Source organism: Aquabacterium sp., from assembly GCF_030652515.1.
Taxonomy (GTDB): Bacteria; Pseudomonadota; Gammaproteobacteria; order Burkholderiales; family Burkholderiaceae_C; genus Aquabacterium.
Window position 1 is genome coordinate 1 of the sequence record NZ_JAUSAR010000091.1, and the last position, 21,038, is coordinate 21,038.

At 63.6% G+C, this 21,038-nt stretch carries 14 protein-coding genes and 1 pseudogene; 10 read left to right on the forward strand and 5 right to left on the reverse strand.

Annotated features, from left to right (window positions below; all coding sequences use genetic code 11):
* A pseudogene (locus Q7V20_RS11375) lies at window positions 1-340 on the forward strand (malate dehydrogenase); the annotation flags it as partial.
* A gap of 90 nt (window positions 341-430) precedes the next feature.
* On the opposite strand, the gene Q7V20_RS11380 reads toward Q7V20_RS11375, so the two are convergent.
* Together Q7V20_RS11380 and Q7V20_RS11385 are read right to left on the reverse strand one after the other, a co-directional pair.
* Window positions 431-1,975, reverse strand: coding sequence for a methyl-accepting chemotaxis protein (locus tag Q7V20_RS11380; protein ID WP_304790788.1), 1,545 nt, complete (start codon window positions 1,973-1,975; stop codon window positions 431-433).
* A gap of 164 nt (window positions 1,976-2,139) precedes the next feature.
* Entirely contained in the window at window positions 2,140-3,762 is a 1,623-nt protein-coding gene (locus tag Q7V20_RS11385; protein WP_304790791.1) for a GMC family oxidoreductase, read from the reverse strand.
* Window positions 3,763-3,841: 79 nt separating this feature from the next.
* On the opposite strand from Q7V20_RS11385, the gene Q7V20_RS11390 reads away from it, so the two are divergent.
* Window positions 3,842-4,909 (forward strand): CoA ester lyase, encoded by a 1,068-nt coding sequence (locus tag Q7V20_RS11390; protein ID WP_370652455.1) that lies wholly within the window; start codon window positions 3,842-3,844, stop codon window positions 4,907-4,909.
* 462 nt (window positions 4,910-5,371) lie between these two features.
* Here Q7V20_RS11390 and Q7V20_RS11395 read toward each other — a convergent pair whose 3' ends face one another.
* Entirely contained in the window at window positions 5,372-7,282 is a 1,911-nt protein-coding gene (locus Q7V20_RS11395; protein ID WP_304790795.1) for a radical SAM protein, read from the reverse strand.
* A gap of 48 nt (window positions 7,283-7,330) precedes the next feature.
* Entirely contained in the window at window positions 7,331-9,274 is a 1,944-nt protein-coding gene (prpR, locus tag Q7V20_RS11400) for a propionate catabolism operon regulatory protein PrpR (RefSeq protein ID WP_304790798.1), read from the reverse strand.
* A gap of 222 nt (window positions 9,275-9,496) precedes the next feature.
* Between prpR and prpB the strand changes: the two genes are divergently transcribed.
* From prpB to acnB, 8 genes are all read left to right on the forward strand, one after another.
* A complete protein-coding gene (gene prpB / locus Q7V20_RS11405; RefSeq protein ID WP_304790800.1) occupies window positions 9,497-10,381 on the forward strand; it encodes a methylisocitrate lyase in 885 nt (294 codons plus the stop codon).
* A 55-nt stretch (window positions 10,382-10,436) separates the two neighbouring features.
* Window positions 10,437-11,600, forward strand: a complete 1,164-nt coding sequence (gene prpC, locus Q7V20_RS11410) for a 2-methylcitrate synthase (RefSeq protein ID WP_304790803.1) — start codon at window positions 10,437-10,439, stop codon at window positions 11,598-11,600.
* A gap of 98 nt (window positions 11,601-11,698) precedes the next feature.
* Window positions 11,699-14,317: a Fe/S-dependent 2-methylisocitrate dehydratase AcnD gene (gene acnD / locus Q7V20_RS11415; protein ID WP_304790806.1), complete on the forward strand. Its 2,619-nt coding sequence runs from the start codon at window positions 11,699-11,701 to the stop codon at window positions 14,315-14,317.
* A gap of 68 nt (window positions 14,318-14,385) precedes the next feature.
* Entirely contained in the window at window positions 14,386-14,589 is a 204-nt protein-coding gene (locus tag Q7V20_RS11420; protein WP_304790809.1) for a type II toxin-antitoxin system VapB family antitoxin, read from the forward strand.
* A complete protein-coding gene (locus tag Q7V20_RS11425; protein WP_304790812.1) occupies window positions 14,586-14,978 on the forward strand; it encodes a type II toxin-antitoxin system VapC family toxin in 393 nt (130 codons plus the stop codon). Before Q7V20_RS11420 ends, Q7V20_RS11425 begins: the two co-directional genes overlap by 4 nt.
* A 10-nt stretch (window positions 14,979-14,988) precedes the next feature.
* Window positions 14,989-16,188 (forward strand): 2-methylaconitate cis-trans isomerase PrpF, encoded by a 1,200-nt coding sequence (gene prpF, locus Q7V20_RS11430; RefSeq protein WP_304790815.1) that lies wholly within the window; start codon window positions 14,989-14,991, stop codon window positions 16,186-16,188.
* Window positions 16,189-16,271: 83 nt separating this feature from the next.
* Window positions 16,272-16,871 carry a hypothetical protein gene (locus Q7V20_RS11435; protein WP_304790818.1) on the forward strand — a complete coding sequence of 200 codons (600 nt, stop codon included), beginning with the start codon at window positions 16,272-16,274 and terminating at the stop codon, window positions 16,869-16,871.
* A 187-nt stretch (window positions 16,872-17,058) separates the two neighbouring features.
* Window positions 17,059-19,659: a bifunctional aconitate hydratase 2/2-methylisocitrate dehydratase gene (acnB, locus tag Q7V20_RS11440; RefSeq protein WP_304790821.1), complete on the forward strand. Its 2,601-nt coding sequence runs from the start codon at window positions 17,059-17,061 to the stop codon at window positions 19,657-19,659.
* A 56-nt stretch (window positions 19,660-19,715) separates the two neighbouring features.
* On the opposite strand, the gene Q7V20_RS11445 is transcribed toward acnB, so the two are convergent.
* Window positions 19,716-20,708 carry an integron integrase gene (locus tag Q7V20_RS11445; RefSeq protein WP_304790823.1) on the reverse strand — a complete coding sequence of 331 codons (993 nt, stop codon included), beginning with the start codon at window positions 20,706-20,708 and terminating at the stop codon, window positions 19,716-19,718.
* Between the last annotated feature and the right edge of the window lie 330 nt (window positions 20,709-21,038).

Sequence of the window (21,038 nt, forward strand, 5' to 3'; positions counted from 1 at the left end):
GTGGAACAGCGACGTGTTCCTGCCCACCGTGGGCAAGCGCGGTGCGGCCATCATCGCCGCCCGTGGCGTGTCGTCGGCCGCTTCGGCTGCCAACGCCGCCATCGACCACATGCGCGATTGGGCCCTGGGCACCAATGGCAAGTGGGTCACCATGGGCATCCCTTCCAAGGGTGAATATGGCATTCCCAAAGACATCATGTTCGGCTACCCAGTCACCTGCGAAGGCGGCGAATACAAGATGGTCGAAGGCCTGCCCATCGATGCTTTCTCGCAAGAGTGCATCAACAAGACCCTGGCCGAGCTGCAAGGCGAACAAGACGGCGTCAAGCACCTGCTGTGATCCATTTCAGCTGAGCTTCAGCTGAAACGAAAAAGCCGACGACCTTCGGGTCAGTCGGCTTTTTTTCGCCTTGGATTTGAGCAGGCAGGGTCAGGACAAACGGAACACCGAGACCACCGAGGCGAGCTTGGCGGCCTGCTCCTTGAGGCTTTCAGCCGCCGCGGCCGACTCCTCGACCAAGGCGGCGTTTTGCTGGGTCATGCTGTCGAGTTGAGAGACCGCCGTGTTGACTTGGCTGATGCCTTCGGATTGCTCGGTGGAAGCGGAGGTGATCTCGCCGATGATGTCGGCCACGCGCTGCACCGAATCAACGATGGCGGCCATGGAGGTGCCAGCCTCGTTCACCAAGGCGGCGCCAGCCTCCACGCGCTCACTGGACGCGCCGATCAGGACCTTGATCTCGCCAGCCGCACTGGCCGCGCGCTGGGCCAGCGCCCTCACCTCGCCCGCCACCACGGCAAAGCCACGGCCCTGCTCGCCCGCACGGGCCGCTTCCACCGCCGCGTTCAGCGCCAGGATATTGGTCTGAAAAGCAATGCCATCGATGACGCTGATGATGTCCACGATGCGCTTGGAGCTTTGGGTGATCTCGTCCATGGTGGCCACCACCTGGGACACCACCTTGCCGCCGTTGGTGGCCGCCTGCGCCGCCCCCGCCGCCAGTTGGTTGGCGGTGCGCGCCGCATCGGCCGTGTGCCGGATGGTGCCGGAGATCTGCTCCATGGTGGAGGCGGTTTCTTCCAGGCTGGCAGCGGCTTGCTCGGTTCGGCTGGAGAGGTCTTGGCTGCCCACGGCCACTTCCTGGCTGGCGGTCTGGATCGAGTCGGTGGACTGGCGCACCTCCCCCACGATGCTCCGCAAGGACTGCTGCATGTCTTCCAGGCTGTGGCACAGCTCGGACAATTCATCGCGCCCCTCCATGTCGACACGGTGGGACAAATCACCACTGGCGATGACCTTGGTGACCGCCACCACCTGGCGCAAAGGCCCCGTCACCGAGCGCGTCATGACCCAGGCGCAGATCACCCCGATCACCAGGCTGACACCTGCCAGCACCAGCAGCAGCAGTTGGGCCTGCGACACACGCTGACGTGTCAAAGCCGACTCATCATCGGCAATCTTGCGCTGCGTGGTCTGGTAACCGTTGATGGCCGTGATGTAGCGGGTAGCCGCCGGCAGGAGCTCGGTTTTCAAAGCATCTTTGGCGCCAGGATCGTCCATTTCCAGGAAGGAGAAGATCGAATCGCGAGCCGCGATGTAGGCCTTGCGCTTGGCCGCGATGTCTTCAAACTGAGCCTTGACCTCGGGGGTTTCGACCTGGGCTTCCAGGCTTTTCTGGATCGCACTGATTTCGGCGGAGGTGCCTTTGATCAAGGGGGCGAAATGGTCTTTCACATCCTTGTGGCCACCTGACTCGGCAATGGCCAGGGTGCGGTTGACGTTGAGCAGGGTGAGGCCTTCCCACTTGAGCGCCGCCGTGGCCCGCGATTGCGCGTCGTTGCTGTGATCGACATCCTGAATGGTTTGCGCGAGGCGAAACCACCCCACGCCAGCGATCAGGGCCGCCAACAGCAGCAGCAAGCCAAAACCAAAACCCAAACGCTGGCCCAATTTGAACTGATGCAGGTTCAACATGCGATGCACCTCGTGACGCTCGCGAACCGGGAGCGTGGGCGGTCCTGAAGGCAGGCACGGTAAATGCTCTGCGGCCTCTAGGCTAGGTCCGAACTTAACCTACGCGCAAGCAAGGGTATCCCTTGATCACCAGGTGAACGATGGTGCTATTGCGACACTTGTCGTCACTGCCGCAGCATCAAGGCAGCGGCCTTCTCCGCCATCATCAACACGGGCGAATTGGGGTTGCCGCTGGTGATGGTGGGCATGACACCCGCATCAACCACCCGCAGGCCTGCCACGCCGATCACCTTGAACTGGCTGTCCACCACCGCCATGGGGTCGTTGGCACGGCCCATCTTGGTGGTGCCGACCGGGTGAAAGATCGTCGTGGCGATGTCGCCCGCCAACCGGGCGAGGTCCTCGTCGGACTGAAACTGCACGCCGGGCTTCCACTCTTCGGGGTGGTACTTGGCCAAGGCGGGTTGGGCCACGATGCGGCGCGTGACACGCAGCGAGTCGGCCGCCACCTGGCGGTCTTGCGGGGTGCTCAGGTAATGGGGCGCGATGGCGGGGGCATCTTCGAAACGGGGGCTGGTGATGCGCACCGTACCCCGGCTGGTGGGGTTGAGGTTGCACACGCTGGCGGTGAAGGCGCCGAAATCATGCAAAGGCTGGCCGAAAGCGTCCAGGCTCAAGGGCTGGACGTGGTACTGCAAGTTGGGGTGCGGCTGCGACGAATCGCTGCGCGTGAAAGCGCCCAACTGGCTGGGCGCCATGCTCAGGGGGCCGCTGCGGTTGAGCGCGTATTCCAGGGCAATGCGGGCTTTGCCCCAATGGCTTTGGAGCATGGTGTTGAGGGTTTTGGCACCATTCACTTTGAACACGCTGCGGATCTGCAGATGATCTTGCAGGTTGGCGCCCACGCCGGGCAACTCGTGCAACACCGGCAGGCCGTGCTGGCGCAAATCCTCGCCGGGGCCGATGCCCGACAGTTGCAGGATCTGCGGTGAGCCGATGCTGCCAGCGCTCAGGACCACCTCGCGGCTCGCGGTGGCGGTGACCATCTCGTGGCCGTTCCAGACCTGCACGCCCGTGCAGCGTTGAGTTCCGTCGGGCTGCGGCTCCAGCACCAGCTGTGCGACTTGAGCATGGGTCCACATCTCGAAGTTGAGGCGGTCGTAGCAGGTGGGGCGCAAAAAGGCCTTGGCCGCGTTCCAGCGCAGGCCCTTGCGCTGGTTCACCTCGAAGTAGCCCACGCCTTCGTTGCAACCACGGTTGAAATCCTGGGTGGCGGGGATGCCGGCCTGCTGCGCGGCCAGGGCGATGGCATCGAGCAAATCCCAGCGCAAGCGCTGCTTTTCAACGCGCCATTCGCCAGCCGCGCCGTGCAGGTCGTCCAGCCCTTGGTGGTGGTTTTCGTGCTGTTTGAAATAGGGCAGGACCTGGTCCCAGCGCCAGCTCTCGTCGCCGGTGAGCTGGGCCCATTGGTCGTAATCGCGGGCCTGGCCACGCATGTAGATCATGCCGTTGATGCTGGACGAGCCGCCCAGTGTCTTGCCGCGCGGATAGGCCAGGCTGCGCCCATTCAGGCCGGGCTCGGGCTCGGTGCGGTAGAGCCAGTCGGTGCGGGCGTTGCCCATGCAGTAGAGGTAACCCACGGGGATGTGGATCCAGTGGTAGTCGTCCTTGCCGCCAGCTTCGATCAGCAGGACCCGGCACGAGGGATCGGCGGACAAGCGGTTGGCCAGCAGGCAACCGGCGGTGCCAGCGCCGATGATGATGTAGTCGAAGGTGGGTTGGCTCATGGGGTGAGCGCATCCTACGTGAAAGCGCCGCCCTGAAAACAAAGTTTGCCGGTTGAAGGCTTGGGGCGACAAGAGGACAATGGTCAAGGGTCTGCGCTTGCATGCCCTGCTCTTCAGAGAGGACGCCGCCTTGTCAACACTCAGCACCATCCACCCACGCCTGGCCTTGTTCGGCGCCGAGCAACGCTCACCCAACCTGCCGGTGTGTGATCACTACGCGGGCATTGAGGCCCGCATGCGCAAGAGCCTGGCACTGCAGGCCGACATGGCCGAGAAGACCGATGGCCGAGCAGTGTTCGACGTGACGCTGGACCTGGAAGACGGAGCGCCCGTGGGCGGTGAGCACGAACAGGCGCTGCTGGTGGCCGAGTTGATCAACAGCCCGTCCAACGCCTGTGGTCGAGTGGGCGCGCGGGTTCATGCGCCCAGCCACCCACGTTTCGAGGACGACATCCAGACTTTGATCCAACAGGCGGGCCATCGCCTGGCCTACCTGATGGTGCCGAAGGTGGCGGGCGAGGAGGAGACGAAACGGGCGGTCGAAGCCATCAAGGCGGCGCGGCTGAAGCATGGCGTCGGGCACATCGTGCCGGTGCATGTGCTGATCGAAACGCACCATGCGCTGCAGGAGGTGGCGGCCATTGCAGCCCTGCCGGGGGTGGAGTCGCTGTCGTTCGGGCTCATGGATTTTGTGTCGGAGCACCGGGGCGCCATTCCGGCTTCGGCCATGAGTGCACACGGCCAGTTTCACCATCCGCTGGTGCTGCGCGCCAAGTTGGAGATTGCGGCGGCCTGCCATGCTGCGCGCATCACGCCATCGCATTGCGTGGTCACCGAGTTCAAGGATTCGCGGGCCCTCGGCGTGGCCGCAGAGCGCGCTTCGCGCGAGTTGGGCTACACGCGCATGTGGAGCATCCACCCGGATCAGATTCCGGTGATCGTGGACGCGTTCGCGCCGGTAGCGGCTGAGGTGGATGATGCGGTAGCCATTCTGAGCGCCGCCCAGCAGGCGCATTGGGCGCCGACGTCGTACCGCAGCGTTTTGCACGATCGGGCCAGTTATCGGCACTATTGGCATGTGCTGGAAAGGGCTTGGTTGACGGGGCAGCCGTTGCCTGCGGAGATTGAGGCGGCGTTTTTTGGTTAGTGGCTTTGTTCTGGCAGCGCGGGGCGCGGGCTGGGGCAGCATCCGTCAGGGCTTCAGGTGGGTGGTCCCGCCTTTGGCGGGACTGCCTTCGATGCTCGGGCCGAGGTGGGGCCGTGGAACTCGTTGCGCGGCCCTTGGCCGCTTCACTCAAACAGCCACGGCCAGTCAGATGACGATGCGCGCTGCCGCGCGCCCACCTCAGCCCTGTGCGTCTCAGCACCCACCCAGGCGCCCCGCCGGAGACCGCCCCAGCCCTTTGATCGCCCCGCTGGTGGCCTGCCACGGTTGCAGTTGGTGGCTGACCAACTGCCGCGTCAACGGGCACCGAGCGCAGTCCGCCGCTACGCGGTGGACCGCCACCATAGGAGCCCCGCCCGCCTCCGACTCATCCCCGCCCCGCGCTGCCGCAAAAGATGCCCCCCGCTGATCGCGTGAGCTGAGCCCGAAATGCCGAACTCAACTTCAATTGGCCAAGGCCCGCTCAATCCGGTGAGGGGCCACCGTGGTGCGCGGCACCTTGCCCTTGAACCAGGTGCGCACGTCTTCTTCCAGCCCGATGCCATGCATGAAGTTATAGATGGCCTTCTTCAAACCAACACCAAGCACATCATGGTCCACACCCGTCGGATCGATGAAAGCGATGTCATTCTTGGCAAAAGTGGTGGGTGGCAAGGCCTGCAGCTTGACGCCGTATTCCTGCGGGTTCTGGCCCACGGGCGAATGCACCGTGCAGGCGAAACGGTGAAAGAAGCCCGACTGGATGCACCCATTGGCGAAGAGCTGGCGCACGTACTCCAAAGCATCGACCGTGTCCTGCACGGTCTGAGTTGGAAAGCCATACATCAGGTAAGCGTGGACCAGGATGCCCGCATCAGTAAAGCCTTGGGTGACGCGCGCCACCTGCTCCACCGACACGCCTTTTTTCATCAAGGTCAGCAGGCGATCTGAGGCCACCTCCAGGCCACCCGAGATGGCAATGCAGCCGCTGTCGGCCAGCAGTTGGCACAGTTCGGGGCTGAAGGATTTTTCGAAACGGATGTTGCCCCACCAGGAGATGGACAGCTGCCGCTTGATCAACTCGTGCGCCAGGGCCTTGAGCATCTTGGGCGGGGCGGCCTCGTCCACGAAATGAAAGCCCGTCTGGCCGGTCTCTTGGATGATGGCTTCGATGCGATCGACCAGCATTTCGGCGGTGGTGGTTTCGTAGCGGGAGATGTAGTCCAGGCTGACATCGCAGAAGCTGCACTTCTTCCAGTAACAGCCATGGGCAATGGTCAACTTGTTCCAGCGGCCATCGGACCACAGCCGGTTCATGGGGTTGAGCATGTCCAGCAAAGACAGGTAGCGGTCCAAAGGCAAGCCATCCCAGGTGGGCGTGCCGACCTCGGCGAAGGGCACGTCGGGCTCGGCCATGTTCATGTAGCGGACCTGGCCGGTCTCGGCCTCTCGCACAAAGGTGCGCGACAGGCGCTGGGCTGAACGCTGGCCCTGAATATGATCGAGCAAGGCCAGCAAGGGGCGCTCGCCAGCGTCCAGCGTGACGAAGTCAACGTAGTCGAACACGCGGGGTTCGCTCAGTTCACGCAGCTCGGTGTTGACGAAACCTCCGCCCAAGGCCAGCTTGATGCCGGGGCGCGCGGCCTTGATGGTCTGGGCCATGCGGAAGGCGGCGTACACGGCGCCAGGAAAAGGCACGGACAACAGCACCACATCAGGCTCATGGCGCTCGATGGCGGCCAGTGTCAGGCGCTGCAATGTCGTGTCGACCAGGTTGAGCGGGGCTTGCAAAGCCTGGTGCAAAGGCTCGAAGGTGGACTGGCTTTGGGCCAGCGACTCGGCATAGCGCACGAACTCGAAGCGGGGATCGACCGCGTCGCGCAGCACATCGGCCAGGTCGTTCAAATACAAGGTGGCGAGGTGGCGCGCGCGGTCTTGCAAACCCAGTGCGCCAAAGGCCCAGGCCAGCGGGTCGCCGCCCTCGTCATCCACGTAGACATCGAGTGAAGCGAAGCGCGGCCCCTCGGGCAAGAACTGGCGGGTGTTGATGCGGTGGGCCAGCGTGGCGTCCCGGCCCTGCAAAAAGGAGATGGTGGGCGCCATGGTGGACAGGTAACGCTCGAATTGCGCGTCGAACGAGCGCAGCGCCTTGGTGCGCTTGGCCTCGGGCACGGCCTGCACGCAAGCGTGGATGGCGGGCAGGCCTTCGCGCGAGAACAGGGCCAGCACCAGCGCCAAGGCCAAGTCCTCCTGCACGGCATCGACCCCGCGAGAACGCAAGAAGCCAGTGAGGTAGGCGGTCGATGGGTAGGGCGTGTTCAGTTGTGTCATCGGGGGGATGACGGACAGCACGCGCAAGGGCTTGGCAGGGGACATGGTGGGTACGGAGGGGACAGCCGCCCATTTTGCCAGGGGTGGGCCGCTTCAGGGCTTGAGTTTGCGCCACAAGGTGGTGCGGCTGATGCCCAAGCGCTCGCTGGCCAGGGCCCGGTCGCCGCCGCACTCGGCCAGCACACGCAAGATGTCGGCCCGCTCCAACTCGGCCTGCCGCGCCTTCAAAGGCGGCAAAGCGCCCACCGGCATCGACGACATCAACTCGGGGGCATTGGCTTGCACAAAGGCGGCCGCCGCCTCGCGCGTCATGCGCACCTGGGCGGCTTCGGCATAGGCCATCATGCGCTCGACGATGTTCTCCAGCTCACGCACATTGCCGGGCCAGTCGTATGGGGCGGCTTGTTCGGCCAGGGCATCGATCAAGGGGCGAGTCCGCTCGACGTCGATCTTCAGCCGCGCGCAGACCTGCCGGTGCAGCGCCTGCGCAATCGGCAACAGGTCGTCCAGCCGTTCGCGCAATGGGGGGATGTCGATGCGCAGAATGTTCAATCGGTAAAACAGGTCCAGTCGGAACAGGCCGCGCTCGACGTGTGCCATCAGGTCGCGGTGGGTGGCGGCGATCACGCGCACATTGACGGGCGTGGGCTCGATGGCACCGACGCGCAACACCTCGCGCTCCTGCAGCACGCGCAGCAGGCGGGTCTGCAGGGACACGGGCATCTCGCCCACTTCGTCCAGAAAGATGGTGCCCTTGTGGGCGGCTTCGAACAGGCCGATCTTGCCGCCGCGCCGGGCACCCGTGAAGGCGCCTTCTTCATAGCCGAACAGCTCGCTTTCCAGCAAGGACTCGGACACGGCCGCGCAGTTCACGGCCACGAAGGGCAACTCGCGCCGGTCGCTGGCCATGTGGATGCCCTGGGCGATCAATTCCTTGCCGGTGCCGCTTTCGCCGACCAGCAGCACGGTGGCCTGGCTGCTGGCGCAACGGCGGGCCAGTTGGCGGATGCGTTCGATCGCCGCGCTTTGCCCCAGGAACTGGTCCAACTGATAGCGGGTGCCGGGCGCGTTGGGCTTGATGCGCGTGCGGATGTGGCGGTCCACGCGCTGGATGGAGATGGGATCCTGGCAACTGAGCACCGCCCCGGTCAAAACGCCCTGCTCCACGATGGGCATGCGGTTGACGATCAGGGCCTTGCCTTTGACGCGTTCGATCTTTTCAAGCTCTTGGGTGGACAGGCGCAAGGTGCTTTGCAGGCTCAGGTCCGGGCTGAGGTCGCTGAGTTTGCGGCCGAGCCATTGAGAGGGCAGTACGCCCAGCAATTGCGCCATGGCGGGGTTCAGGGTTTGAATCCGCTCATGCTGATCGACCGCGATCACGCCATCGCTGAGCTGCGCCAGGATGGTGTTGAGCCGCTCGCGCTTGGCCAGCTCGATGCGCGAGGCACGGGCCACTTCCACCGCATCGTCCAGGGCTTCGCGCACGGCATCGCTGGAATACAGGAACACCCCGGTCAGCCCCATCTGGTCGGCCAGGTCGGCCACCATGCCCGAGCCCACGAGCACGGTCATGCCCAGATTCTTGAGTTCCTGCACGCAACTCAGCGCTTCTTCTTCGGTTCGGTAGCTGCGCTGTTCGACCGCCAGCTCGAACAACTCGCTGAACGGCGCCATGTCGGGCGCCATGCCCTCGTAGGCCACCAAACCGACGCGCGACGACAGCCTTTTGGCGCGCGTCAAGGCCTGCATCAGGTCGAAACCGCCCACCTTGACCAGCACGACGGGCATGTCCAGGTGCTGGCGCAAATAGCCACCGTTGGAGCCCGCCGCCACGACCACGTCGATGGGCCTGAGTGCGTGCAAAGCCTTCACCCGGGCCACGGCCTCCTCAAAACCCACGTCCAGCACCTCGACCGTGGCCCGATCGGCAAACTCGGGGGCCACCTCCTGCAGCATCTTGTTGATGCGCCGAAAGCCCACCGCCACAATCTGCGGCAGCCCAACCCGGGCCGGAGACATTCCAAAGGACGTGGGCATGGCCTGGTTCACCGCGTTTCATCAAGAATGTTTCATTGTTTCATACTTGAAACATACCGGGTGGCGTGAAAAACAGAAAAACTGAAGCGGGACATGGCCCATTGAATAAAATCAAGCACTTAGCAGCCCCAAGCCCGCCTCAGCCCTGGGGCACACACCCTGGCACAGGCGTTGCAAACATTGAGCATCCCCGCTGAACCGCACCCAAGTTGGAGAACTGACATGTCCCTCACGAGCCCCGGCCAACTCTTTCGCCAAGCGTTGAAAGAAGAATCTCCGCTGCAGGTCATCGGCGCCATCAACGCCAACCACGCTTTGCTGGCCAAACGGGCGGGTTACCGCGCCATCTACCTGTCGGGTGGCGGCGTGGCCGCAGGCTCGCTGGGCTTGCCCGACCTGGGCATCAACAACCTCGATGACGTGCTGACCGACGTGCGCCGCATCACCGACGTGTGCGACGTGCCCCTCCTGGTCGACATCGACACCGGCTTCGGCCCCAGCGCCTTCAACATGGCGCGCACCATCAAGAGCCTGATCAAGGCGGGCGCCGCCGCCTGCCACCTGGAAGACCAGGTCGGTGCCAAACGCTGCGGCCACCGCCCCGGCAAGGAAATCGTGTCCACCGAAGAAATGGTGGACCGCGTCAAGGCCGCCGTCGATGCCAAGACCGACCCCGACTTCTTCATCATCGCCCGCACCGATGCCATCCAGGTGCATGGAGTTGATGCGGCCATCGAGCGCGCCATCCAGTGCGTGGAAGCCGGTGCCGACGCCATCTTCGCCGAGGCCGCCTACGACCTGCCCACCTACAAGAAGTTCGTGGACGCCCTGAAGGTGCCCGTGCTGGCCAACATCACCGAATTCGGCCAGACGCCGCTGTTCACGGTCGATGAATTGCGCAGCGTGAACGTGGGCATGGTGCTCTACCCCTTGAGCGCCTTCCGCGCGATGAACAAGGCCGCCGAGGCGGTCTACACTGCCATTCGCCGTGATGGCCACCAGAAGAATGTGGTGGACACCATGCAGACGCGCGAAGAGCTGTACGACCGCATTGGCTACCACGCGTTCGAGGGCAAGCTGGACGCCCTGTTCGCCGCCAAGAAATAAGCAATCAAGCAAGCAACCCGATCGACCACCTGCATCCGTTTAGGAGACGAAACGCATGAGCGCCACCCCAGAGACCACCACCCCCGGCTTCAAACCCAAGAAGTCCGTGGCCTTGTCCGGCACCGCCGCAGGCAACACCGCCCTGTGCACCGTGGGCCGCACCGGCAACGACCTGGCCTACCGTGGTTATGACATCCTCGACCTGGCCCAGACCAGCGAGTTCGAAGAAATCGCCTACCTGCTGGTGCACGGCAAGCTGCCCACCCGCGCCGAACTGGCTTTCTACAAGACCAAGCTGAAGTCGCTGCGCGGCATCCCTGCCGGCCTGAAGACCGCCCTGGAGCAACTGCCCCCGTCGGCCCACCCGATGGACGTGATGCGCACCGGCGTGTCCGTGCTGGGCTGCCTGTCGCCCGAGAAGGACGACCACAACCACCCCGGCGCCCGCGACATCGCCGACAAGCTGATGGCCTCGCTGGGCTCGATGCTGCTGTACTGGTACCACTACAGCCACAACGGCAAGCGCATCGACGTCGAGACTGACGACGACTCGATCGGCGGTCACTTCCTCCACCTGCTGCACGGTGAAAAACCGCGTGACAGCTGGGTTCGCGCCATGCACACCTCGCTGATCCTGTACGCGGAACACGAGTTCAACGCTTCCACCTTCGCCTCACGCGTGGTGGCTGGCACGGGCTCGGACATGTTCTCGGCCATCGGTGGCGGTATCGGCGCGCTGCGCGGCCCCAAGCACGGTGGCGCCAACGAAGTCGCGTTTGAAATCCAGAAGCGCTACGACACGCCCGATGAGGCCGAGGCCGACATCCGCGCCCGCGTCGAGAAGAAGGAAGTCGTGATCGGCTTCGGCCACCCCGTCTACACCGTGAGCGACCCGCGCAACAAGGTCATCAAGCAAGTGGCGCAAGAGTTGAGCAAGGAACAGTCGAACACCAAGATGTACGACATTGCCGAGCGCCTGGAATCGGTGATGTGGGAAATCAAGAAGATGTTCCCCAACCTGGACTGGTTCAGCGCCGTGAGCTACCACATGATGGGCGTGCCCACCGCCATGTTCACCCCGCTGTTCGTGATCGCCCGCACCAGCGGCTGGTCGGCCCACGTGATCGAACAACGCATCGACGGCAAGATCATCCGTCCTTCGGCCAACTACACCGGCCCGGAGGATCAGAAGTTCGTGCCGATCCAGGATCGCAAGTAAGCATTGAGAAGTAACAGGTGGCGCCCAGAGCGCCACCTTGCATTCGGGCCCAGCACGTTGAAACCTGAGCGGCCCGCCCCACCTGATTTGCCACCGCCATGAACACCCAATACCGCAAGAACCTGCCCGGCACCCAGCTGGATTACTTCGATGCCCAAGCCGCCGTCGAAGCGATCAAGCCAGGTTCTTGGGCCACCCTGCCCTACACCTCGCGCGTGCACGCCGAGAACCTGGTGCGCAAAGCCGACCCGGCCATCCTCACGCAATCGCTGACGCAGCTGATCGAGCGTCTGCGTGACCACGACTTCCCCTGGTTCCCCGCGCGTGTGGCTTGCCACGACATCCTGGGCCAGACCGCGCTGGTGGATTTGGCGGGCCTGCGTGATGCCATCGCCAAGGAAGGTGGCGACCCGGCCAAGGTGAACCCCGTGGTGCCCGTGCAGTTGATCGTGGACCACTCGCTGGCCGTGGAGTGCGGCGGTTTTGACCCGGATGCCTTCCAGAAGAACCGCGACATCGAAGAGCGCCGCAACGAAGACCGCTTCCACTTCATCAACTGGACCAAGCTGGCCTTCGACAACGTGGATGTGATCCCCGCGGGCAACGGGATCATGCACCAGATCAATCTGGAGAAGATGTCCCCCGTCATCCACAACGACAAGGGCCTGGCCTACCCCGACACCTGCGTCGGCACCGACTCGCACACCCCGCACGTGGACGCCTTGGGCGTGATCGCCATTGGTGTTGGCGGCCTGGAAGCCGAGAACGTGATGCTGGGCCGCGCCTCGTGGATGCGCCTGCCTGAAATCGTCGGCGTGAACCTGAGCGGTAAGCGCCAACCCGGCATCACCGCCACCGACGTGGTGCTGGCGCTGACCGAGTTTTTGCGCAAATCCAAGGTCGTGGGCGCTTACCTTGAGTTCTACGGCGAAGGCGTGCCCAGCCTGACCCTGGGCGACCGCGCCACCATCTCGAACATGGCCCCTGAATACGGCGCCACCGCGGCCATGTTCAGCATCGACGATCAGACCATCGAATACCTGCGCCTCACCGGCCGCACCGACGAGCAGATCAAGCTGGTCGAGACCTACGCCAAGGTTGGCGGCCTGTGGTCCGACACCTTGAAGAACGCCGTCTACGAACGCACCCTGAGCTTCGACCTGTCGAGCGTGGTGCGCAACATGGCGGGCCCCTCGAACCCACACGCCCGGGTAGCCACGACAGACATGGCCGCCAAAGGCATCAACGGCCCCTGGAGCATGCCAGCTGCTGGCGAAGGCACGATGCCCGACGGCGCCGTGATCATCGCCGCCATCACCAGCTGCACCAACACCTCCAACCCGCGCAACGTGATCGCTGCTGCACTGCTGGCGCGCAATGCCAACAAGCTCGGCCTCACGCGCAAGCCTTGGGTCAAGTCCTCGCTGGCCCCCGGCTCAAAAACGGTCGAGCTGTACCTCAACGAAGCGGGCCTGATGGGCGACCTGGAAAAGCTGGGCTTCGGCATCGTGGCTTTTGCCTGCACCACCTGCAACGGCATGTCGGGCGCGCTCGACCCGGTCATCCAGAAAGAGATCGTCGATCGCGATTTGTACGCCACCGCCGTGCTCTCGGGCAACCGCAACTTCGACGGTCGCATCCACCCTTACGCCAAGCAGGCCTTCCTGGCCTCACCCCCACTGGTGGTGGCCTACGCCATCGCCGGCACCATCCGCTTCGACATCGAGCGCGACGTGCTGGGTGTGGTCAACGGCCAAGAGATCCGCCTGAAGGACATTTGGCCCTCCGACGAAGAGATCGACGCCATCGTCAAGTCATCCGTCAAGCCCGAGATGTTCCGCAAGGTCTACGAGCCGATGTTCGCGATCCAGGCCGACGCGGGCACCAAGGTCGATCCGCTGTACGACTGGCGCCCACAAAGCACCTACATCCGCCGCCCGCCCTACTGGGACACCGAAGGCGTCGGTGCCCTGGCCGCCAACCCGCGCACGCTCAAGGGCATGCGCCCGCTGGCCATCCTGCCGGACAACATCACCACCGACCACCTGTCGCCCTCCAACGCCATCTTGATGAACAGCGCGGCCGGTGAATACCTGCACAAGATGGGCCTGCCGGAAGAGGACTTCAACTCCTACGCCACCCACCGCGGCGACCACCTCACCGCCATGCGCGCCACCTTCGCCAACCCCACCTTGAAGAACGAAATGGTGCGCCAGGAGGACGGCAGCGTGAAAGCTGGCTCGCTGGCCAGAGTCGAGCCCGAAGGCCAAGTGGTGCGCATGTGGGAAGCCATGGAAACCTACCTGGACCGCAAGCAACCGCTGATCATCGTGGCCGGCGCCGACTACGGCCAAGGCTCTTCGCGCGACTGGGCCGCCAAGGGCGTGCGCCTGGCCGGTGTCGAGGCCATCGCGGCCGAAGGTTTTGAGCGCATCCACCGCACCAACCTGATCGGCATGGGCGTGATGCCCCTGGAGTTCAAGCCAGGCACCTCCCGCCTGACTTTGAACCTGGACGGCACCGAAACTTATGACGTGGAAGGCAAGCTCACCCCGCGCGCCGACCTGACCCTGGTCATCACCCGAAAGAACGGTGAGGTCGTGAAGGTCACCATGACCTGCCGACTGGACACCGCCGAAGAAGTCTCGGTCTACGAAGCTGGCGGCGTGCTGCAACGTTTTGCCCAGGATTTCCTGGCCGCCAACAAGGCAGCTTGAACATCGCTCACCCTTGCGGCAGCGTCAATTTTGATGTCAAATAGCATCAAAATTGACGCAAGGAAGCCATGAGAACCACCGTCACCATCGACGACGAGCTGTACGAAAAAGCCCTGGAAGTGGCCGATCCGGCCATGGACAAGGCCGACCTCTTCCGCGAGGCCATCAAAACATTTGTGCGTGTGCAGGCCGCCAAACGCCTGGCCGCGCTGGGCGACGCTGCGCCGAAAATGCAAGACATCCCCAGGCAGCGAGGTCCTTTGGCAACATGAGTGGCGCTGTGAGCGGTGTCCTGGTCGACACCTCGGTGTGGGTGGCGCACTTTCGCCAACGCAACGCGGCGCTCGTGACCTTGCTGGCGGCCGACCAAGCCCTGATGCACCCCATGGTCCTGGGTGAAATGGCCTGCGGCACGCCCCCAGAACGAGCACGGACCTTGTCCGACCTGAGCTTGCTGCAAGCCACCCAGCAAGCCAGCTTGCGCGAGGTCATGGCCTTTGTGGACCGCGAGCAGTTGTACGGTCTGGGCTGCGGCCTGGTGGACATGAGCCTGCTCGCTTCGACCCTTTTGACCCCTGGCGCCACGCTCTGGACCCTCGACAAGCGCCTGGCCGAACTGGCCGCCCGATTCAAGGTGGCGCACAGCCCACCGCTGCATTGAAAGAAGCACCATGACTCACGCTCCCCAAATCAAAATCCCCGCCACCTACCTCCGTGGCGGCACCAGCAAAGGCGTCTTCTTCCGCCTGCAAGACCTGCCAGCAGGCTGCCAACAACCCGGCGCAGCCCGCGACAAACTCTTCATGCGCGTCATCGGCAGCCCCGACCCTTACGCCGCCCACATCGACGGCATGGGCGGGGCCACCTCGTCCACCTCCAAGTGCGTGATCCTGTCCAAGTCCAGCGTGCCCGACCACGATGTTGACTACCTCTACGGCCAGGTGTCCATCGACAAGCCCTTCGTGGACTGGAGCGGCAACTGCGGCAACCTGTCGACGGCTGCAGGCGCCTTCGCCATCCATGCGGGCCTGGTCGATGCCGCGCGCCTCCCGCAGAACGGCGTGGCCGTGGTGCGCATCTGGCAAGCCAACATCCAAAAAACCATCATTGCGCACGTGCCCGTCACCAACGGCCAAGTGCAGGAAACCGGCGATTTCGAGCTCGATGGCGTGACCTTCCCGGCCGCCGAGATCGTGCTCGAGTTCATCGACCCCTCCGATGACGGCGACGAAGGCGGCTCGATGTTCCCCACGGGCAACCTGGTCGACGACCTGGCGGTGCCCGAGTCTGTGGTCAAAGGGGGCACCCTCAAGGCCACGATGATCACCGCGGGCATCCCCACCGTGTTCGTCAATGCGGCGGACATCGGCTACACCGGCACCGAACTGCGCGAACAGATCAACACCGACCCCGAGGCGCTCAAGCGCTTCGAAGCCATCCGCGTGGCCGGCGCCCTGCGCATGGGGCTGATCAAAACGCCCGAGGAAGCACTCCAGCGCCAGCACACGCCCAAGATCGCCTTCGTGGCGCCGCCCGTTGACCACGTGTCCTCGTCCGGCAAAACCGTGAAGGCCGCTGACATCGACCTGCTGGTGCGCGCCTTGTCGATGGGCAAACTGCACCACGCCATGATGGGCACGGCGGCGGTCGCCATCGGCACCGCCGCCGCCATCCCCGGCACACTGGTGAACCTGGCCGCGGGCGGCGGCGCCCGCACCGCCGTGCGCTTTGGCCACCCCTCGGGCACCCTGCGCGTGGGTGCCGAGGCCGCCCAGGTCAAGGGCGAATGGACCGTGAAAAAAGCCATCATGAGCCGCAGCGCCCGGGTGCTGATGGAAGGCTGGGTGCGCGTGCCTGGCGACGTTTTCTAACGATTGGCCCGGCGGATTGGTGGCAAGATCGGCCTCCAATCCGCCCCCATTGACCAAACGCCCGTGATCGGAATCCCCTTCAAATGAGTCTCCAAAACAAGCGTACCCGCCGCATCCGCACCGCCGCCATCACCGTGGGCATCCTGCTGGGCATGACGGCAGGCGCCTTCAGTTCACAGGCGCGCGCCGCCACCGAAACCGCCTCGCAGCCTGCGGCCGCCAAAGCTAAAGTCAAGGCAAAGGCCAAGGCCAAGGCCAAAACCACCAAAAAGGGCCTCGTGGCCGAGAAATTCGTGCCCTTGCCCGAAGCCTCACCCGAGCAGCTCGACGCCGCCAAGCGCGTGCTGATCGGCCGCTACGAGTGCGAATTCGGCAAAAAACTGCTGATCGACGCCAACGACACCAACCGTGGCTACTTCAATCTGCGCCAGGGCAAGGATGTCTGGGTGGTCAAGCCCGTCGTCTCCAGCACCGGCGCGGTTCGCCTGGAAGACAGCAAGGACACCGTCCTGCTGATCCAGATTTTGACCAAATCCATGCTGCTGAACGTCAAAACCGGTCGCCGCCTGGTGGACGGCTGCGTGCATGAAGTGCAACGTGCCGCCGAAGAAGAATTGCGCAAGAACCCGCCCAAATCGGTGTTCGACACGCCCGCTGCTGACGCGGCCAGCTCACCCAAATGAGTGCAGATCAGCGAATACCTTGATTCGCGTGTGTCCTGAAGGTGACATGAACCCCATTCCTGGGCGAAAATAGCGGTCTGCGCGGAAATTGCTTATGCCTTGTCCAGGTGCAAGCACCGTTCTCAGCGCGTCCCGCTTTTTTTGACGCTCACGTCACAAGCATCCCAGATCCCAAGAAGGTCAAACCATGTTGCAAGCCTACCGCCAACACGTTGCCGAGCGCGCCGCGCTGGGTATTCCCCCCCTGCCTCTGACCGCCCAGCAAACCGGCGAAGTCATCGAGTTGCTGAAGAACCCGCCCGCTGGCGAAGAGGCCACCCTGGTGGACCTGATCGTCAACCGCGTGCCCGCTGGTGTGGACGCCGCCGCCAAGGTCAAGGCCTCCTACCTGGCCGCCGTGGCCCATGGCACTGAAAAGTCGGCCCTGATCAGCCGTGAAAAAGCCACTGAACTGCTGGGCACCATGCTCGGCGGCTACAACATTCACCCCCTGGTCGAGCTGCTGGACGACGCCCTGGTGGGCGCCATCGCCGCCGAAGCGCTCAAGAAGACCCTGTTGATGTTCGACGCCTTCCACGACGTGAAGGAAAAGGCCGACAAGGGTAACGCCAACGCCAAGGCCGTGCTGCAAAGCTGGGCCGACGCCGAATGGTTCACCTCGCGCCCCGAAGTGCCCCAAAGCATCACCGTCAGCATCCTCAAGGTGACTGGCGAGACCAACACCGACGACCTGTCGCCCGCCCCCGACGCCTGGAGCCGCCCCGACATCCCGCTGCACGCTTTGGCCATGCTGAAGAACAAGCGCGACGGCATCACCCCTGAAGAAGACGGCAAGCGCGGCCCGGTCGCGTTCATCGAAGCCCTGCGCGCCAAGGGCAACCTGGTCGCCTACGTGGGCGACGTGGTCGGCACCGGCTCCAGCCGCAAGTCGGCCACCAACAGCGTGCTGTGGTTCACCGGCGAAGACATCCCCTTCGTGCCCAACAAGCGCTTCGGTGGCGTGTGTCTGGGCAGCAAGATCGCCCCCATCTTCTACAACACGATGGAAGACGCTGGCGCCCTGCCCATCGAACTCGACGTGTCCCAGATGAACATGGGCGACGTGGTCGAGCTGCTGCCCTACGCTGGCAAGGCTTTGAAGAATGGCGAAGTCATCGCCGAGTTCAAGGTCAAGTCCGATGTGCTGTTCGACGAAGTCCGCGCTGGCGGCCGCATCCCCCTGATCATCGGCCGTGGCCTGACCGCCAAGGCCCGTGAAGCCCTGGGCCTGGAACCCTCCACCCTGTTCCGCTTGCCGCTGAACCCCGCCGACACCCACAAGGGCTACTCGCTGGCCCAGAAGATGGTCGGCAAGGCCTGCAACCTGCCCGTCATCAACGGCCAGCAAGTCGGCGTGCGCCCTGGCACTTACTGCGAACCCAAGATGACCTCGGTCGGCTCGCAAGACACCACCGGCCCCATGACCCGCGACGAGCTGAAAGACCTGGCCTGCCTGGGCTTCAGCGCCGACCTGGTGATGCAATCGTTCTGCCACACGGCCGCTTACCCCAAGCCCGTGGACGTGAAGATGCACCACGAACTGCCTGACTTCATCAGCACCCGTGGTGGCGTTTCGCTGCGCCCTGGCGACGGCGTGATCCACAGCTGGCTGAACCGCCTGCTGACGCCCGACACCGTCGGCACCGGTGGCGACTCGCACACCCGCTTCCCCATCGGCATCAGCTTCCCTGCCGGTTCCGGCCTGGTGGCGTTTGCCGCTGCCACGGGCGTGATGCCCCTGGACATGCCAGAATCCGTGCTGGTGCGCTTCAAGGGCAAGATGCAGCCTGGCATCACCCTGCGTGACCTGGTCAACGCCATCCCCCTGTACGCCATCAAGGCCGGCCTGCTGACCGTGGCCAAGCAAGGCAAGAAGAACATCTTCTCGGGCCGCATCCTGGAAATCGAAGGCCTGCCAGACCTGAAGGTCGAGCAAGCGTTCGAACTGTCTGATGCCTCCGCTGAGCGTTCTGCTGCCGGCTGCACCGTGCACCTGAACAAGGAGCCGATCGCCGAGTACCTCAACAGCAACATCACGCTGATGAAGAACATGATCGCCAACGGTTATGAAGATGCCCGCACGCTGCAACGCCGCATCGCCGCGCAAGAAGCCTGGCTGGCCGATCCCCAGTTGATGAAGGGCGACGCCGATGCCGAATACGCTGCCGTGATCGAGATCGACCTGGCCGACATCCACGAGCCCATCCTGGCCTGCCCGAACGACCCCGATGACGTGAAGACGCTGTCGGACGTGGCTGGCGCCGTGATCGACGAAGTGTTCATCGGCTCTTGCATGACCAACATCGGCCACTTCCGTGCAGCCTCCAAGCTGTTAGAAGGCAAGCGCGACATCCCCGTCAAGCTGTGGGTGGCCCCGCCCACCAAGATGGATGCCCAGCAGCTGACCGAAGAAGGCCATTACGGCGTTCTGGGCACCGCTGGCGCCCGCATGGAAATGCCCGGCTGCTCGCTGTGCATGGGCAACCAGGCACAAGTGAAGGAAGGCGCCACCGTGTTCTCGACCAGCACGCGCAACTTCCCCAACCGTTTGGGCAAGAACTCGAACGTGTACCTGGGTTCGGCCGAACTGGCCGCCATCTGCTCACGCCTGGGCCGTATCCCGACCAAGGCCGAGTACATGGAAGGCGTGGGCGTGCTGGATGCGTCCAGCGCTCAGATCTACAAGTACCTGAACTTTGACCAGATCACGGAATACGCCGACAAGGCCAAGACTGTGGCTGCTGCCTAAGCTAATAAGGTTCAAGGTTCGCGAAATGCCCGCCCGGGCAACTGGGCGGGCTTTTTTCATTGAGCAATCAACGCGTCGAACGGACTCGTGACACCTGCACCGCCCACTTTGATGACGTGCGTGTAAATCATCGTCGTGCTGACATCGCTGTGGCCCAGCAACTCTTGAACAGTGCGGATGTCGTACCGCGCCTGCAAGAGGTGCGTGGCGAAAGAATGCCGCAACGTGTGGGGCGTGGCAGGCTTGACCAGATTGACGGCTGATACCGCTTTCTTGAAGGCCCGCTGGAAGGTCTGATCCTGCACATGGTGGCGCCGCTTGAGACCGTTTTTCGGGTCAACGGACAACTCGGCCATGGGAAAGACCCACTGCCATGCCCAGGTCTTGCCCGCATCCCGAAACTTGCGCTCCAGCGCATGCGGCAGCCAAACGCCTTCAAGCCCATGCGCGCGGTCAGCCTCCCACATGGCGCGCACCGAGCGCAACTGGATTCGCAAAGGCCCCGCCAGTTTGGACGGCAGCATCACCACCCGGTCCTTGGCCCCTTTGCCCTCGCGCACCACAATCGTCTGGTGTTCAAAATCGATGTCCTTGACCCGAAGCCGAAGACCCTCCATCAGGCGCAGGCCCGTGCCATACAGGGTTTGGCCGATCAGGCGATGCGCTGGATCGATGGCCTGCAGCACGGTGGTCACTTCCGTGGGTGTGAGTACCACGGGCAGGCGTCTGGTGGATTTGGGCCGACCGATCTCCGCCAACCATGGGAAGTCCATTCGCAAAACCTGGCGGTATAGAAACAGCAAGGCCGACAAAGCCTGCTTGTGGGTCGATGCCGACACCTGGCGTTCATTGGCCAGCCACGCGAGGTAGGCCTCTAACTCAACCTGGGCCATGTCTCGCGGGTGCCGAAGCCCGTGAAATCGGATGAATCCCTTGATCCAGTAGAGGTAGGCCTCTTCGGTGCGCATGCTGTAATGCATGGAACGGATGCGATCACGCACCTCGTCGAGCAGCCGCGGCGGCGTGGCTGGTGGTGGCTGGTCGAACATTGAGGCCTAACTTTTAAAATAGCCTGGGAGGGATCACTGTATGAACGTACAGATCATTGGCGAAAATCGCTGCCTTTACAAACCCCTCTGTAGAGGGACAGAACTGTTTGCGACGCCTAACCTGCCAGGTTATCCATCAAGAACTCAGGCCCAACTTGCCAGGTTATGTGTCTTGGTCAGTCATACATTGCGTTAGGCTTTTGGTTGCCTTACATCAGCCATGTGGCGAGGTCCGGCCATTGATGCTTACCCCGTTTATTCGTTGCCAGCGCTGCTTTCTCTGGAGCTCGGGCGTTGCGCGTTTTTCAGGGCACAGATTTAACAGGCTTC

Coding starts and splice junctions, on each gene's coding strand:
- Q7V20_RS11380 (WP_304790788.1), bottom strand. CDS start 1,975: ATGTTGAACCTGCATCAGTTCAAATTGGGCCAGCGTTTGGGTTTTGGT.
- Q7V20_RS11385 (WP_304790791.1), bottom strand. CDS start 3,762: ATGAGCCAACCCACCTTCGACTACATCATCATCGGCGCTGGCACCGCC.
- Q7V20_RS11390 (WP_370652455.1), top strand. CDS start 3,842: ATGGTCAAGGGTCTGCGCTTGCATGCCCTGCTCTTCAGAGAGGACGCC.
- Q7V20_RS11395 (WP_304790795.1), bottom strand. CDS start 7,282: ATGTCCCCTGCCAAGCCCTTGCGCGTGCTGTCCGTCATCCCCCCGATG.
- prpR (WP_304790798.1), bottom strand. CDS start 9,274: ATGCCCACGTCCTTTGGAATGTCTCCGGCCCGGGTTGGGCTGCCGCAG.
- prpB (WP_304790800.1), top strand. CDS start 9,497: ATGTCCCTCACGAGCCCCGGCCAACTCTTTCGCCAAGCGTTGAAAGAA.
- prpC (WP_304790803.1), top strand. CDS start 10,437: ATGAGCGCCACCCCAGAGACCACCACCCCCGGCTTCAAACCCAAGAAG.
- acnD (WP_304790806.1), top strand. CDS start 11,699: ATGAACACCCAATACCGCAAGAACCTGCCCGGCACCCAGCTGGATTAC.
- Q7V20_RS11420 (WP_304790809.1), top strand. CDS start 14,386: ATGAGAACCACCGTCACCATCGACGACGAGCTGTACGAAAAAGCCCTG.
- Q7V20_RS11425 (WP_304790812.1), top strand. CDS start 14,586: ATGAGTGGCGCTGTGAGCGGTGTCCTGGTCGACACCTCGGTGTGGGTG.
- prpF (WP_304790815.1), top strand. CDS start 14,989: ATGACTCACGCTCCCCAAATCAAAATCCCCGCCACCTACCTCCGTGGC.
- Q7V20_RS11435 (WP_304790818.1), top strand. CDS start 16,272: ATGAGTCTCCAAAACAAGCGTACCCGCCGCATCCGCACCGCCGCCATC.
- acnB (WP_304790821.1), top strand. CDS start 17,059: ATGTTGCAAGCCTACCGCCAACACGTTGCCGAGCGCGCCGCGCTGGGT.
- Q7V20_RS11445 (WP_304790823.1), bottom strand. CDS start 20,708: ATGTTCGACCAGCCACCACCAGCCACGCCGCCGCGGCTGCTCGACGAG.